At 70.0% G+C, this 14,535-nt stretch carries 12 protein-coding genes and 2 riboswitches; of the genes, 5 read left to right on the top strand and 7 right to left on the bottom strand.

Translation table 11 applies throughout. The features are described 5' to 3' along the window. Positions 1 to 24: 24 nt before the first annotated feature. Together G6N23_RS04420 and G6N23_RS04415 are read right to left on the bottom strand one after the other, a co-directional pair. On the bottom strand, positions 25 to 456 hold the full coding sequence (locus G6N23_RS04420) for a nitroreductase family deazaflavin-dependent oxidoreductase (protein ID WP_372508915.1): 432 nt from the start codon (positions 454 to 456) through the stop codon (positions 25 to 27). An 8-nt stretch (positions 457 to 464) separates the two neighbouring features. Then, positions 465 to 755 (bottom strand): antibiotic biosynthesis monooxygenase family protein, encoded by a 291-nt coding sequence (locus tag G6N23_RS04415; RefSeq protein WP_085259846.1) that lies wholly within the window; start codon positions 753 to 755, stop codon positions 465 to 467. A gap of 126 nt (positions 756 to 881) precedes the next feature. On the opposite strand from G6N23_RS04415, the gene G6N23_RS04410 reads away from it, so the two are divergent. Next, entirely contained in the window at positions 882 to 1,328 is a 447-nt protein-coding gene (locus G6N23_RS04410; RefSeq protein ID WP_085259845.1) for a hypothetical protein, read from the top strand. Here G6N23_RS04410 and G6N23_RS04405 read toward each other — a convergent pair. Genes G6N23_RS04405 through cobN form a run of 4 tightly spaced genes read right to left on the bottom strand, consistent with a single transcriptional unit; the run spans position 1,314 to position 7,823 of the window. Next, a complete protein-coding gene (locus G6N23_RS04405; RefSeq protein ID WP_095173983.1) occupies positions 1,314 to 2,048 on the bottom strand; it encodes a cobalt-precorrin-6A reductase in 735 nt (244 codons plus the stop codon). The two genes, G6N23_RS04410 and G6N23_RS04405, sit on opposite strands and share 15 nt — an antisense overlap. Beyond that, a complete protein-coding gene (locus G6N23_RS04400) occupies positions 2,045 to 3,496 on the bottom strand; it encodes a cobyric acid synthase (protein ID WP_085259844.1) in 1,452 nt (483 codons plus the stop codon). Before G6N23_RS04400 ends, G6N23_RS04405 begins: the two co-directional genes overlap by 4 nt. Then, complete coding sequence (cobF, locus tag G6N23_RS04395) at positions 3,496 to 4,215, bottom strand: precorrin-6A synthase (deacetylating) (RefSeq protein ID WP_234808522.1); 720 nt, start codon at positions 4,213 to 4,215, stop codon at positions 3,496 to 3,498. Before cobF ends, G6N23_RS04400 begins: the two co-directional genes overlap by 1 nt. 23 nt (positions 4,216 to 4,238) lie before the next feature. Then, positions 4,239 to 7,823, bottom strand: a complete 3,585-nt coding sequence (gene cobN, locus G6N23_RS04390; protein ID WP_085259912.1) for a cobaltochelatase subunit CobN — start codon at positions 7,821 to 7,823, stop codon at positions 4,239 to 4,241. A gap of 48 nt (positions 7,824 to 7,871) precedes the next feature. Continuing rightward, positions 7,872 to 7,971, bottom strand: a riboswitch (cobalamin riboswitch). Between the two features lie 23 nt (positions 7,972 to 7,994). Further along, positions 7,995 to 8,173: riboswitch (cobalamin riboswitch) on the top strand. Between the two features lie 37 nt (positions 8,174 to 8,210). On the opposite strand from cobN, the gene G6N23_RS04385 reads away from it, so the two are divergent. From G6N23_RS04385 to G6N23_RS04370, 4 genes are read left to right on the top strand one after another with little or no spacing between them, the layout of a single operon-like run. Then, complete coding sequence (locus tag G6N23_RS04385; RefSeq protein ID WP_085259842.1) at positions 8,211 to 9,419, top strand: ABC transporter substrate-binding protein; 1,209 nt, start codon at positions 8,211 to 8,213, stop codon at positions 9,417 to 9,419. Then, complete coding sequence (locus G6N23_RS04380; RefSeq protein WP_085259841.1) at positions 9,416 to 10,450, top strand: FecCD family ABC transporter permease; 1,035 nt, start codon at positions 9,416 to 9,418, stop codon at positions 10,448 to 10,450. Before G6N23_RS04385 ends, G6N23_RS04380 begins: the two co-directional genes overlap by 4 nt. After that, the gene (locus G6N23_RS04375; RefSeq protein WP_234808514.1) at positions 10,447 to 12,219 is read left to right on the top strand and encodes an ATP-binding cassette domain-containing protein; all 1,773 of its coding nucleotides are present in this window, start codon (positions 10,447 to 10,449) and stop codon (positions 12,217 to 12,219) included. Before G6N23_RS04380 ends, G6N23_RS04375 begins: the two co-directional genes overlap by 4 nt. Continuing rightward, a complete protein-coding gene (locus G6N23_RS04370) occupies positions 12,216 to 12,794 on the top strand; it encodes a DUF7676 family protein (protein WP_085259840.1) in 579 nt (192 codons plus the stop codon). The genes G6N23_RS04375 and G6N23_RS04370 overlap by 4 nt, the downstream gene beginning before the upstream one ends. Here G6N23_RS04370 and G6N23_RS04365 read toward each other — a convergent pair. Then, positions 12,791 to 14,512 carry a PPE family protein gene (locus G6N23_RS04365; RefSeq protein ID WP_095173985.1) on the bottom strand — a complete coding sequence of 574 codons (1,722 nt, stop codon included), beginning with the start codon at positions 14,510 to 14,512 and terminating at the stop codon, positions 12,791 to 12,793. The two genes, G6N23_RS04370 and G6N23_RS04365, sit on opposite strands and share 4 nt — an antisense overlap. Positions 14,513 to 14,535: the final 23 nt, after the last annotated feature.

Here is a 14,535-nt window from a genome sequence, read left to right as displayed (position 1 = left end):
GCCCGCCGCGGATCGCGCTGCGGCTTACGACGCGCTTCTGGTCAGTTCGATGACCGGGATGACCCGGTCGGTGCGTTCCCGGTAGGTGGCGAACCCCGGGTAGCGCTGCGCTTGGATCTCGTAGAGCCGGTCGTGTTCGGCGCCGGTGATCTCCGTGGCCGTGACCGGAAAAGTCTCGGTGCCGATCTCGACCGTGGCCGACGGGTTCGCCCGCAGGTTGTGATACCAGCCGGGATGGTTGTCCTTGCCGTCGTTGGAGGCGAACACGATGATCCGGTCGCCCTCGGGCAGATACATCATCGGGCTGGTACGGGGCTGGCCGGATTTGGCCCCGGTGGTGGTCAGCAGCAGGACCGGGGCACCTTCGAACGGGCCGCCCAGTTTGCCACCGCTGCTGCGGAACTCCGCGATGTTGCGGGCATTGAATTCCAGGACCTTCTTTGCGTCCATGGGCATATCACCTCCTAGTCGATAGCGACGAAGTGCTCGATCATCGGCGGGGACTCGTAGAACTCGTGGAGCAACTGGCGCCACTGCGCGAACTCCGGCGACTTCCGGAAGCCCTCGGTGTGCGCCTCTACAGTCTCCCACTGCACCAGCAGCAGATAAAGGCTCGGCGACTCGATCGACCGGGACATCGAAATCCCCAGAAAGCCCGGCTGGGCCGAGATCAGCGGCCGCGCCGTGGCGAACGCCGCTTCGAATTCGGCTTCCCGACCGGGACGAATGGGCAGCACTCCATGCTCGACAATCACGCCTGCCAGTCTGCACCGGCGCCGATGTGGCGAGCGTTACCCCCCTCCCCTCTTGTCTGTTACCGAGATGCACAGATATGTTTTCTGCAACCGACAGACACAGATAAATCGGGAGGCGCCGGCGACATGGGTGCGATAGCAGCAGCAGTCGTTTTCGCCTGGCTGGGCATGGTGCTGGCGATCTCATTTCTCGAGGCCCCGCTGAAATTCCGGGCGCCGGGGATAACCCTTCAGCTGGGGCTGGGCATCGGCCGACTGGTGTTCCGGGCGCTCAACGCGGTCGAGATCGTGCTGGCGGCGGTCGTGGTCATCGCGGTCGCCATCGATCCCCCGGGCCGCCTTGCGGTGGCTGCGGTCGGCGTGGCGGTGGCCGTGCTGGCCACTCAGTCGCTGTTCGTCCGGCCCCGGCTGCGCCGACGCTCCGATGCGGTGCTGGCCGCCGCCACCGCGCCGCACGGCGGGATGGTCGAACGCTCCCAAGCCCACTACGCCTACGCCGGGCTGGAAATGGTCAAGGTCGCCGCGCTGCTGACCGCGGGCGCCGCCTTGCAACTCTGGTCAGTCGCCGGCTAACACCCAGGCCAGCGCCTGTTCGACGTCATACACCGTCGGCACCCCGGCCGGCCGGTCCGGACGGCGCACCACGACTACCGGCAGGCCGAGCTCGTCGACGGCCAGCATCTTCGGCCAGGTGTACTCGCCGCCGGAATCCTTGGTCACCACCACGTCGGCGCGGTGATCGCGCAGCAGTGCGAGTTCGCCGGGCAACGCATACGGGCCGCGGTCGGTGACCACCGTCCAGGTGGGCGGCACGGCGATCGACAGCGGGTCGACCACGCGCGCCAGCACCGCCGCCTCGGCCAGCGCTGGAAGGTAGGACGCCAACTGTTGGCGCCCGATGGTCAGCACCGGGCGCCGGCCCAGCTCGGCCGCGGCAAGAGCGGCCTGTTCGTGGGTGTCGGTCCACTGCCAGGACGGCCTGGCCCGCTCCGCCCAGCCGGGCCGCTCCAGCCGCAGCAGCGGGCGGCCGGCAACCGAGCAGGCGGCCACCGCGTGGCGTGACATGGTGGTCGCGAACGGATGAGTGGCATCCACGACGGCGTCATAGTCGGACAATGCGGCACGCAGACCGTCGACTCCGCCGAATCCACCGATCCGCACCGCCCCGACCGGCAGCCGCGGGTTGGCCACCCGGCCGGCCAGTGACGTGGTGACGTCCACGCCGGCGGTCACCAGTCGCTCGGCCAGCGCGCGGGCTTCCGCGGTTCCACCGAGCAGCAGCAGGCGGATCACGGTGCCCCCGGCGGCAGGAACGGCAGACCCGGCGGCGGTCCGCCGCGCGCCAAGTCCAGGACGGCGTCGACGTCCAGGTGCTCCTCGATCAGATCGGCCAGCAAGTCGAGCCGGTGCTCCCGAGCGGCGGGAAACGATACTCCCGATGGTTCCAGGCCCAGGGTTTCGGCCAGGAAAGCCGCGCGGGGGGCATCGCCCTCGAGACTGCCGTGCCGCATGGTGCCGAAGACCTGACCGGCGCGGGCGCCGCCGGGAAATTCCTTCACGCCGCCACCGCGGGTGATCCGACCGTGATGTATCTCGTAGCCGCCCGCGGAGAGGCGCAGCACTTTGTCTGTGCCGAAACAGGTTTCGACGTCCAGTAGGCCCAACCCGGCCACCTCGCCCGGCGGTCCCTCCACGCCGTCGGGGTCGCGGATCGCCCGGCCCAGCATCTGAAAGCCCCCGCAGATCCCCAGCACCGGTTTGCCCGCGGCGGCGTGCTCAGCGATCGCGGAATCCAGCCCCCGCGACCGCAGCCAGGCCAGATCGGACACGGTGGCGCGGGTTCCCGGCAGCACCACCAGGTCGGCGTCGGACACCCCACGCGGGTCGGAGGCGAACACCACGTCCAGATCGGGTTCCACACCGAGCGCATCCAGATCGGTGAAGTTGCTGATCCGCGGCAGCCGGATCACCGCCACCCGTCGTGCGCCGGTGCGCACTGAGCGCCTGCCATCCAGATCGAGCGCGTCCTCGGAGTCCAGCCACAGCCCCGGATGCCACGGCACGGTGCCGACCACCGGCCGGCCGGTGAGCCGCTCCAGGTCGGCCAGACCGGGCGCCAATAACTGTTGCTGGCCGCGGAATTTGTTGACGATGAACCCGGCCATCAGGGCCTGGTCTTGCGGGCACAACAACGCGACCGTGCCGAAGAACGCCGCGAACACCCCACCGCGATCCACGTCCCCGACGACGAGCGTCGGCAGGCCAGCATGCCGGGCCAAACCCATGTTGACGTAATCGCCGGCACGCAGGTTGATTTCGGTCGGGCTGCCGGCCCCCTCGGCGATGACCACGTCGTAGCGTGCCGCGAGGTCGTCGAAGGCGTCATGCGCGGCCCGGGCCAACTCGGCCCGGCCGTCCATCCAATTCGACGACGACAGCTCACCCCAGGGCCGGCCCATCAGCATCACATGACTGCGCTGGTCACTGCCGGGTTTGAGTAGTACCGGGTTCATCGCCGGCTCGGGGACGGCTCGCGCGGCCAGCGCCTGAATCCATTGCGCCCGGCCGATTTCGGTACCGACGCCATCCGCACCGACAACCACCATCGAGTTGTTCGACATGTTCTGCGCCTTGTAGGGAGCCACTTTTATCCCGCGGCGTGCCAGCGCCCGGCACAGCCCGGTGGTGACCACGGTCTTGCCGGCGTCGCTGGTGGTTCCGGCGATCAGCAGCCCCGTCATCAGGGCCTGCGTACCAGGAATACGTCCATCACCCAGCCCGCTTCGGCTTTCGCCGCGCGGCGGGCGGCCGCAATCTCGCCGACGACGTCGCCGACCCGGCCACGCACCAAGCGCTCCCCCGCCGCACCGAGGTTGGCGCCCCACCAGATCGTCCAATCCGCCACCGCGGATAGGTCCAGCCCATCCGGGTTGAGCATTGCGACGATGTTGTCCTGCCCCGCGGCGATCGCCTCGCCCAACCGCCGCCCGGTGGTGATGTGCACCGGCCGGCCCACCTCGTGCAGCACGATCCGATGCCGGGCGGCCAGCAGCTGCGGGGCGCTGATGCCGCACAGCACCTGGTAATCCAGTTCCACGCCCGAGGCTTTCACTCGCTCGACGATGCGGATTGTGGAGTCGTACAACGCCGGGTCACCCCAGACCAGGAATGCCGCGGTGCCGCCGCGCTCCCGAAGCTCCTCGGCGTAGCGCGCCGCGCGGGCCGCGTGCCAGTCGCCCACCGCCCGCGCATAATCGGGTCCGGACAGCTCCGGTGAACGGTCGCGAGGCGGGTCGGCCACCGTGACGATCGGCACCGACTCGGCGTAGGCGTCGACGACAGTCCGCCGCAACGCCAGTAACCCGTCCTCAGAACCTTTCGTCCCCTTATTCGGGGCCAGCACGTAGTCGACCGAGCGTAGCGCGTCGGCCACCTCGGGCGTGACGTGCTGCGGGCCCATCCCGATGCCGAGAATCCAGACTCTCACCGGTCCTCCAGGTCGCCTTCGACCTCCAGGTAGGCCTGTTGCAATGCTGCCATGGTTCCCGGATCGGGGTCCGCCCACAGCCCCCGGTCGGCGGCCTCCTTCAGCCGTTCCACGATGCCCTGCAGCGCCCACGGATTGGACTTGTCGAGGAACTCGCGGGTCACCGGGTCGAGCACATACTCGGCGGCGAGCTTCTCATACATCCAATCGTGGACCACGCCGGCGGTGGCGTCGAAGCCGAACAGGTAATCGACGGTGGCGGCCAGCTCGAACGCGCCCTTGTAGCCGTGCCGGCGCATCGCGGAGATCCACCGCGGGTTGACCACCCGGGCGCGGAACACCCGGGCGGTCTCCTCGGCCAGGGTGCGGGTGCGCACAGCATCCGTCGACGTCGAGTCGCCCACATAGGCTTTCGGATCGGAGCCGGATAGCGCCCGCACCGTTGCGATCATGCCGCCGTGGTAGACGAAGTAGTCGTCGGAGTCGGCGATGTCGTGTTCGCGGGTGTCGATGTTCTTGGCGGCCACCTTGATTCGGCGGTAGTTGGTGCGCATGTCGTCGGCGGCCGCCGCACCGTCCAGCCCGCGGCCGTAGGCGAACCCACCCCAGGTGGTGTAGACCTCGGCCAGATCCTTGTCATCACGCCAGGTCCCGGACTCGATCACCTGCAAGATGCCGGCGCCGTAGGAGCCGGGCGCGGAGCCGAAGACGCGGGTGGTGGCCCGGCGCAGGTCGCCGTGGGAGGCCAGGTCGGCGCGGGCGTGGGCCGCCACGAAGTTCTGATCGTCCGGCTCGTCGAGGGTCGCCACCATCTGCACGGCGTCGTCGAGCATCGTTACCACGTGCGGGAAGGCGTCCCGGAAGAAACCCGAGATGCGCACCGTCACATCGATGCGCGGACGCTCCAACTCCTCCAGCGAGATCACCTCCAGCCCGGACACCCGCCGGGAGGCCTCGTCCCAGTCGGGCCGCACCCCGAGCAGCGCCAGCACCTCCGCGACGTCGTCGCCGGACGTGCGCATCGCCGAGGTCCCCCACACCGACAGCCCCACCGACTCCGGATAGCGGCCGGTCTCGTCGAGGTAGCGCCGCACCAGCGAGTCCGCCATCGCCTGCCCGGTCTGCCAGGCCAGCCGGGACGGCACCGCCCGCGGGTCGACGGTGTAGAAATTGCGCCCGGTGGGCAGCACGTTGACCAGGCCGCGCAGCGGCGACCCGGAAGGCCCTGGGCGCACGAATCCGCCGGCCAGCGCATGTAGCACCGAGTCCAGCTCGGCCGCCGTACCCGCCAGCCGCGGAACCACCTCGGCGGCAGCGAACCTCAGCACCCGGCGTACCTCGGGATCGGGGTGCAGTGAATCGGCCGCCCCGGCCTGCCAGCCGGCGGTCTCCATGGCCTCGACCAGTTCCCTGGCGCGCTCCTCGATCTCGTCCACCGCCGCCGTCGGCGCATCGTCTTTCAGGCCGAGCGCGGCCCGCAGCCCGGGCACCGCGTGGTCCACCCCGCCCCAGACCTGCGGGGCGCGCAGGATCGCCAGCACCAGGTTCACCCGTTCGGGACCGGTCGGGGCGCCGCCGAGCACGTGCAGGCCGTCGCGGATCTGGGCGTCCTTGATCTCGCAGAGCCAGCCGTCGACGTGCAGCAGAAAGTCGTCGAACTCCTCGTCTTCGGGCCGCTCGTCCAGGCCCAGATCGCGGTGCATCTCCGCGGCGCGCATCAGATTCCAGATCTCGCCGCGGATCGCCGGCAGCTTGCCCGGATCCATGGTGGCGATGTTGCCGTACTCATCGAGCAACTGCTCCAGGCGGGCGATGTCACCGTAGGACTCTGCGCGCGCCATCGGCGGGATCAGATGATCGACGATGGTGGCGTGCGCACGGCGTTTGGCCTGCGCGCCTTCACCGGGGTCGTTCACCAGGAACGGGTAGATCAGCGGCAGGTCGGCGATCATGGCGTCGGTCGCGCACCCCGCCGAGAGCGCCGCGGTCTTGCCGGGCAGCCATTCCATCGAGCCGTGCTTGCCCAGGTGGATCACCGCGTGCGCGCCGAAGCCGTGTGCCAGCCAACGGTACGCGGCCAGGTAGTGGTGACTCGGCGGCAGCTCCGGGTCGTGGTAGATCGCCACCGGGTTCTCCCCGAAGCCGCGCGGCGGCTGGATCATCAGCACGATGTTGCCGGATCGCAGGGCGGCCAGCACGATCTCGCCGGCATCGTTGACGAAGAGCTCGCCCGGCGCGGGGCCCCAGGCCGCTGTCATCGAGTCGCGTAGCTCGTCGGGCAGCTCTGCGGTCCACCGCGCGTACTGGTGTGCGCTGACCCGCACCTGCGCCTCGGTCAGCTGCGCGGCGGACAGCCAGTCCTCATCCTGGCCGCCGGCCTCAATCAGGGTGTGGATCAGCCGATCCCCCGCCTGCGTCTCGTCAGCGATGTCGAGCACCCCGAAACCGTCTCCGACGTCATAGCCTTCGTCGGCCAGCCGGTGCAGCAGCCGCACCGCCGACGCCGGAGTGTCCAGACCGACCGCGTTGCCGACCCGGGAATGCTTGGTGGGATACGCCGACAGCACCAGCGCCAGCTTCTTCTGACTGTTCGGAATGCGGCGCAACACAGCGTGATTGACCACCACACCGGCCACCCTGGCGCATCGTTCGGCGTCGGCGGCATAGTGCGGCAGCCCGTCGTCGTCGATCTCCTTGAACGAGAACGGCACGGTGATGATCCGGCCGTCGAATTCCGGGATCGCGATCTGGGTGGCCGAATCCAGCGGGGTGACGCCGTCGTCGTTGGCCGCCCAGTCCGCGCGCGACGAAGCCAAACACAACCCCTGGAACACCGGAATGTCCAGCGCAGCAATCTTTTCGATGTCCCACGCACCGTCGTCGTCGCCGGCACTGACGGTCGCGGTGGCGTTGATCGCCCCGCCGGCCGCCAGCATGCAGACCACCACCGCGTCCAGCTTGCCCAGCGCCTCGAACAACTCGTCGGGGGCGTTGCGCAGCGACGCGGCGAAGATCGGCACGCCGACCGCCCGACCGGTGGCGTCGACCGCGTCGGCCAGCGCGTGCGCGAATCCCGCGTTGCCGCTGACCTCGTGGGCCCGGTAGTAGAGCACGCCGACCCGCACCGCATCAGGTGCGTCAACCTGCTCCCGAGACCCATACCCCCATTCCGGGACCACCGCCGGCTCCTCGAAACCCTCGCCGGTCAGAAGCACCGTGTCGCACAGGAAGGCGTGCAGCTGGGCGAGGTTGGCCGGCCCGCCCTCGGCTAGATACGCGTGCGCTTGGGCCGCCAGCCCGATCGGAACCGTCGAGCACTCCATCAGCTCGGCGTTGGGCAAGCGCTCCCCGCCGAGCACCACCAGCGGCAGACCGGTCGCCCGCAGCAGCTTCAGTTCGTCGGCGATCTCCGCCGAGGAGCCCAGGATTCGCAGCACCACGACATCAACGCCGCCATCGATCAGCGGTTCGATCTGCTGGCGCGCCGGGTTGCCCAGCCGGTAGGCGGCCCCGCTGGCACGTGCCGACAGCAGGTCGGTGTCGGAAGTGGAGAGCAGGGCGATGCGCCGGGCATCAGACATCGGGGGTTCCTCCTCGGGGTTCGCGCCCCATCCGGTCGGGTGCCCCGCGGCCAGTATCTGGCTGTCGGCGCACGACGAACCGCGCCGCTCACAGTGGCGGAACCGCCCCGGAATTCCACCGGGTTCCTGACGCCACGAGACGGCGGCCAGCCTAGCGCAGTGCGGCGTGCAACAATGTCGCCGGTAAGGCGATGACAACACAGTGAGGAAGCCGGTGTGAATCCGGTGCGGTCCCGCCACTGTCATCGGGGAGTGACCCTCAACAGCCACGGCCCGCCGATTGTGGGGCTGGAAGGCGAGGCGAACAGTGATCCGAGAGCCAGGAGACTCACGTCATCGCGTCCTGCGAACCGGGGCGGTGTACCCCGAGGAAGCTGATGCACGCTTATGTCCCGTGCACTGCGGGTAGTCCCTGCGCTGGTAATGGCGCTGGCCCTGACGTTGGCGCCAGCGCTGGCCGGCTGCTCGGGCGAGTACGCGCCCCGGGGTGCGGCCCGACAGGACTGCATCACCGACTTCGACCCGCACACCGACTATTTTCCGGACAAATCGACGCTGTCCGAGGCCACCAACTTCCGTCTCGAGTACCACCGCAGCTACCAGGTGCTGACCGTGCACCGGCCCTACCTCGGCGGCAAACCGGTTTCGTATGTCCTGGTGCGCTGCGGCGCACCGGCCCCGGCGCTGACCGGCGAACTGGCCCGCGCCCAACAGATCACCGTCCCAGTGCACGGCCTGTACTCGGGTTCCACGACGCATCTGGCGATGATCACCGAGCTCGACCGGGCCGGAGTGGTCACCGGGGTGGCGAACCCGGCCGCGGTCGCCGACCCGCAGATCCGCAAGCGCATCGACGCCGGCGAGGCCGTCGGCTACGCACCGGGCGGGCAGGTCAACATCGAAACCGTGCTGGCCGCCGGACCTGACGTTCTGGTCACCCAGGGCATGGACGATCCCGGCTATCCCAAGCTGCGCGAGGCCGGGATCCCGGTGGTCGCCGATGCCGAATGGCTGGAGCCCACCCCGCTGGGCCGGGCCGAGTGGATCAAGGCGTTCGCTGCGCTGACCGGTACTGAACGGCAGGCCGCGCAGGTGTACGAGTCCATCCGCGACCGCTACCGGGGACTGGCCGCACAGGCGGCTCAGGCCTCGGAGGGCGAGCCGGCCGAAGTGCTGGTCGGCACCATGTACTCCGGAAACTGGTCCATGCCCACCGGCGCCAGCTACGCCGGCCGTCTGGTCGCCGATGCCGGCGGGACCTACCCCTGGCTGGCCGACGGGGGCGCCGAGAACCGGCAGCTGAATTTCGAATCGGTCTACACCCGCGTCGGACACGCACCGCTGTGGCTGGTCACCGACGACTGGAAAACCGTCGACGACGCGGTGGCGCGGGACAGCCGGTACGGCGAACTGGCCGCGGTGCGCACCGGGCAGGTGTGGTCGGCCACCAAGGCGACCACCCCGGCGGGGGGCAACACCTACTGGGAACGCGGCACCGCCCGACCGGATCTGCTGCTGGCCGACCTGGTCGCGATCCTGCACCCGCAGCTCGCCCCGAACCACACCTTCGAGTTCTACCGGCAGGTGCCGCGATGAAGACGCGTACGACGCTGGTGCTGGCCGGGCTGGCCGCCGCCGTCGTGGTGCTGGCCCTGCTCGGTCTGGCGCTCGGCCCGGTGCGGGTGCCGCTGGCCGACACCGTCCGGGTGCTGCTCGGCGCCGAGCCGTCGGACCCGCGCTGGGAGGTGATCGTGACGAGCATGCGGTTGCCGCGGGTGCTCACCGCGCTGGCTGCCGGCGCTGCGCTCGGGGTCGCCGGCCTGCAGCTGCAGACCCTGTTCCGCAACACCCTGGCCGACCCCTACATCCTCGGGGTCAGCTCCGGGGCCAGCCTGGGTGTGGCCCTGGTGGTACTGGCCGGCGGTGCAGCCGGCGCCGGTTTTTCCACCGCCGGCGCCAGCCGCGCCGGGGAGGTCACCGCGGCAGCGCTGGGCGCCGCGGCGATGCTGACGTTGGTGCTGGTGCTGTCGCGCTGGACCCGCTCGGCGGCGACGCTGCTGCTGATCGGGGTGATGATCGGCGCGGCCAGCACTGCGCTGGTGAGTCTGGCGCTGGTGTATTCCGATCCGCAGCGGGTGCAGCAGTACCTGCTGTGGGGTCTAGGCAGCTTCGCCGGCACCGGCTGGGCCGACCTGCGGTTGCTGCTGCCGCTGGTGGCCGTCGGACTGGCCACCGCGGCGATGACGATCCGGCCGCTCAACGCCCTGCTGCTCGGCGAAAGTTACGCGGCCACAATGGGAATCAACGTGCGCCGGGCCCGTGTCGTCACGGTCGCCTCGGCGTCGCTGCTGGCGGGTGTGACAACCGCGTTCTGCGGGCCGATCGCCTTCCTCGGGCTGGTGGTGCCGCACGTGGCCCGCATCGCCGTCAGCACCTCCGACCACCGCGTGGTGCTGCCGACGGTGGTGTTGCTGGGTACGGTCGCCGCGCTGGCGTGCGGCATCGTCAGCCAGGTGCCCGGCAGCAACCTGGTCATCCCGGTCAATGCCGTCACCGCGCTGGTCGGGGCGCCAGTCGTGATCACGGTGCTGCTGCGGGCCCGCCGCGGTTCGGGGATGCCGTCATGACGTCCGAGATCATGACACCGGCGGTGCGACTGACCGACCTGGCAATCGGCTACCGCAACCGGCGCCGATCCACCACCGTGGCGACCGGACTGGAAGCGCAGGCCCGTCGCGGTGAGCTGACCGTGCTGATCGGCCCCAATGGCGCCGGCAAGTCGACCCTGATCCGGACGCTGGCCGGGCTGCAGCCGGCACTCGGCGGCCGGGTGCTGCTCGACGGCGCCGACCTGACCGGGTTGCCGCGCGACGAGCTGGCCCGCCGGGTCGCGGTGGTGTTGACCGAGCGGGTCGATCCGGGCCTGTTGTCAGCGCGGGCGCTGGTGGGGCTGGGTCGCATCCCCCACCTCGGGTTGGGGGCCCGGCTGCGCCCCGAGGACGACGAGATCATCGACTGGGCGCTGAGCGCCACCGGAGCCCGACATCTGGCCTCGCGACCGGCAGTCGAACTGTCCGACGGGGAATGCCAGCGTGTCCTGACCGCGCGTGCACTGGCTCAACAGCCCGGCCTGCTGGTGCTCGACGAGCCGACCGCGTTCCTGGACGTGTCCTCGCGGGCCGGGCTGTTCGGGCTGCTGCGCGAGCTGGCCCGCGACCAGCAGCTGGCCGTGGTGCTGAGTACCCACGACCTGGAATTGGCGCTGCGGGTGGCCGACCGGGTATGGCTGCTGGACCCGGCGGGCACTCTAGTGGATACCGTCGGCGAGGAACTGATGCTGTCGGGACGCATCGGGGCGATGTTCGACACCGACACCCTGCGCTTCGACCCGGCCAGCGGCATGTTCGCATTCGGCACCGGGGGTGGTCCGCGCCGGGCCGCCCGGATTGACGCTCCGGAGCCGTTGCGCGCCGCGCTGATTCGAGTGCTGTCCCGCGAGGGCTGGGACACTGCAGTCCCCGACGGGCCCGCTGAAATGGTTCTCACCGCAACCGATCCCGATGCGATAACGCTGCGCTCGGCAGCGTCGGCCACCCGCTCCGCGTTGCGTGACCTGCCGCAGCAGCTGCGTACCCTGCCGGTGGGCCCGCACCGTTGCGCGCCTCGCGACAAGGTGGTTTCCGCACTCGCCGGGCTGTCCGCTGTCAGCCCGTATTTCGCGGTGTCCACCGGAGCGGTTGAAGGCGGCGGCTGGCGTCCGGTCACCCAGCTCTACACCGATCAGACGCTTCTCGCCGCGGCGATCGGCAATGTCGGGGACCGTATCGGGGCAACAGATCTTCGGGTTGCGGTCTCGACGTTCTTCCTCGGCTTCGCGGCGCGACTGTGGTCGATCGGGCTGGGCGCGCTCGCCGAGCACGGGCTGCTGCTGGATCTGGACGCCGACGAGCTCTGGTACGCCGAATCCGAGGGCACAGTGCGGCTGCATCTGGCTGATCCGGTGGCGTGGCAGGGATCGGGTCTCGATGCGCTGCTGGCCGACGAGATCCTCAGCAGGCACCTGACGCCGTTGGCCGCCGCGGTGCGAGGGCTTGGTCCGATCTCGGAGAAGCTGCTGTACGGCAATGCCGCCTCCGCCGTACTGGGCGCGGCCCGCGCCCTGCACCGCCATCGCGGCGCACAGCTGGCGACCGAGCAGTGCTGGGAGCTGGCGCGGACTGTGTGTACCGACGAACGCCTCACCGAGACAATCCGTTTCAACGACGCCGGCACCGACTACCGGCGTGCCACCTGCTGCCTGTTCTATCGCACGCCCGGCAGCGGGCTGTGCATCGACTGCGCGCTCACCCACAAACCCCAGGTTCGCCAGGACCGACACAGGAAGGGATCCACATGACCGAAACCGCTACCGAAGTTGTCGCCGATCCGCCGATCGTCGACACCGAAGACCGTGGCCGCGAACAACTGTGGCCGCTGCCCACCGATCAGCAGAGTCTGCTGGATCTGCTGCACCTGTGCTTCGACGAGTACTGGGACGAGATCTGGTTCGGCATCATCATGCAGGGCGCCGCTTGGGAGGTGGCCGCTCCCAACGCACCGCGCAAGATCGCGATGCTTGACGGTTATGCCACTGTCGATTTCGGCCGCTGGCACTTTCACCTGTGCATCGGCAAGCACCGGGCCAGCGGCTCGGAGCTGGGCCGCATTCGCCGGTGCACCCGCGCGGAGCTGTATCGGCGGATCGGCAAGGACGGCAACCCGATGTCGTGGGGGGTGCGGCTCTACAACGGTCGCGACGAGCAGATGATGACGTTGATGCTGCCGAACCCGTTCCTCACCAACGATCAGCAGATCCGCGAGGAGCCCGAGTGGGGCCAGCTGGAGCTGTGGGACAAGCTGCGGGACAAGTATCTGGGCCTGGGACCGGACCCGTTGGACCGCAGCGGGAATCGGATCCGCTGCGGCGGTTAGCTCCCCTCGCCCGGCCAGGTGTTGGGAACCATCGGGCTGACCGTGCCACCGCCGAACGCGTCGTCGGCCAGCGCGGTCAGCCCGGCCGGGCGTGCGGCAGTCACCCGGTGCGTCCCTCCGGCGAAGCCGCCGGCGCCCCGCTGTGAAGCACTCGCCATAGCCGGCTCGGGCTCAAGATCCATGTACTCATGGCCGCGCCCCAACATACCGGCCTTCGCCTTGCGCCGGCGCCGCCGCAGCGGTGCCGCCTGCTCCGCGGCCTCGGCCGCCGGAACGTCGGCACTGTCCGGTTTCGGCGCCAACTTCTTGCGGGCGCTGGTCCCCGAGGCCCGGCGCGCGCCCATGTCCAGGCCGCCGACCATGTACATGTAGGCCGGCATGGTCACCGATGGCGGGCCCGCCGGGGTCGGCGGCGAGGCGTCGGGCGGCGGGGCGGCGGCCGCAGCCGGGGCCGGGGCGGGTGCGGGCGCCGGAGCCGGAGCCGGAGCGGACGCCGGAGCCGGTGCGGGCGCCGGCGGCTGGGCCATCGCCAGCGCGGGTGAGGGCGGCGGGGCCGGGGGCGGTGGGACCGCGGCAGCCAGGTGGTGGGCCACCGCCCCGATCCCCAGGCCGCCGAGCACTCCCGCCGGGGCCAGGACGGTCGTGGCGGCCAGCGTCGGCAGCAGCGCCGGTATCAGCGCGGTCTGGGTGATCAGGTAGTTGAGCGCCTGAATGGTGTTGCCGATCGTCGCCCCGACGATCTCGACCATCGCCATCGGTATGACCAGGCCGAGGCCCTGGGGATTGAACAAGGCGGTGTACATGATCGCCAGCAGGTCGTCGACGATCACGATGCTGGTGAACGCGAAATACGACCCCGGGTCCAGCGGCACCGAGAAGATATAGGCGAGGTTGCCGGGGTTGAGGTAGCTCAGCGGGTTGCCGGTCCAGGCCAGCCACGATCCGGGCACCCCGGGTGGCGGCAGTGCCCCCGACCCGTTGAGCCCGGCGAACCACTCGGCCAGCGGGTCGGAGATGCCAGTGAAGCCGATCTGCTTGAAGAACTCGGTCAGCTGCGCATACAGCGGGTACTGACTGCTGTCGGGGTAGGGCGGATGCGGGACGAGTCCTTCGAGCCATTTCGCGAAGTCGATGAACCACTGCGGCGGCTGGGGCGGTGTCGCATCGGCGGTGCCGGGAGTCTTGAGCACGGTGGGCGCCCGCTCCGGCTGTGGGGCCGACGCGACCGCGGTGGCCGCGGTCGCCTGGTAGCCGGTCATCACGGTGGCGGCCTGCGCCCACATCCGGGCATAGTCGGCCTCATTGAGCGCGATCGGAATCGTGTTGACACCAAAGAAATTCGTGCCCACCAGTACCGCGTGAGTGACATGGTTGGCCACCAGTTCGGCCATCGTCGGCATCGCCGCCAGCGCGCTGGTGTAGCCGGCGGCCGCGGTCTGCTGCTGGGCGGCCGTCGCGGTCGCAGCAGCGCCGGCGCGCACCAACCACGCCAGGTACGGCGCGTTGGCGCCTACGAACGCCTCCGCGGACGGGCCCTGCCACGCCCCGGACTGCACCGCGCCCAGCAGGGCGGTCAGCTCATCGGCGGTGGCGTTGTACTCGGCGGCCAGCGCGACCCACGCCGCGGCCGAGGCCAGCAGCGGGCCGGCACCGGGACCTGCCGACAATAACGTTGAATGTACTTCTGGCGGAGACGCCATCCAGATAGGCGCGGTCACGTCGACCAGCTCTCTCGGGGTAC

Origin of the sequence: Mycolicibacter terrae (assembly GCF_010727125.1) — a bacterium.
Lineage (GTDB): Bacteria > Actinomycetota > Actinomycetes > Mycobacteriales > Mycobacteriaceae > Mycobacterium > Mycobacterium terrae.
This window is presented reverse-complemented; position numbering and strand designations above follow the sequence as displayed.

What these genes read in the sequence shown, in the direction of transcription:
- G6N23_RS04420 (WP_372508915.1), bottom strand. Translation starts at nt 456, where the DNA reads ATGCCCATGGACGCAAAGAAGGTCCTGGAATTCAATGCCCGCAACATC.
- G6N23_RS04410 (WP_085259845.1), top strand. Translation starts at nt 882, where the DNA reads ATGGGTGCGATAGCAGCAGCAGTCGTTTTCGCCTGGCTGGGCATGGTG.
- G6N23_RS04400 (WP_085259844.1), bottom strand. Translation starts at nt 3,496, where the DNA reads ATGACGGGGCTGCTGATCGCCGGAACCACCAGCGACGCCGGCAAGACC.
- cobF (WP_234808522.1), bottom strand. Translation starts at nt 4,215, where the DNA reads ATGGGCCCGCAGCACGTCACGCCCGAGGTGGCCGACGCGCTACGCTCG.
- cobN (WP_085259912.1), bottom strand. Translation starts at nt 7,823, where the DNA reads ATGTCTGATGCCCGGCGCATCGCCCTGCTCTCCACTTCCGACACCGAC.
- G6N23_RS04385 (WP_085259842.1), top strand. Translation starts at nt 8,211, where the DNA reads ATGTCCCGTGCACTGCGGGTAGTCCCTGCGCTGGTAATGGCGCTGGCC.
- G6N23_RS04380 (WP_085259841.1), top strand. Translation starts at nt 9,416, where the DNA reads ATGAAGACGCGTACGACGCTGGTGCTGGCCGGGCTGGCCGCCGCCGTC.
- G6N23_RS04375 (WP_234808514.1), top strand. Translation starts at nt 10,447, where the DNA reads ATGACGTCCGAGATCATGACACCGGCGGTGCGACTGACCGACCTGGCA.
- G6N23_RS04370 (WP_085259840.1), top strand. Translation starts at nt 12,216, where the DNA reads ATGACCGAAACCGCTACCGAAGTTGTCGCCGATCCGCCGATCGTCGAC.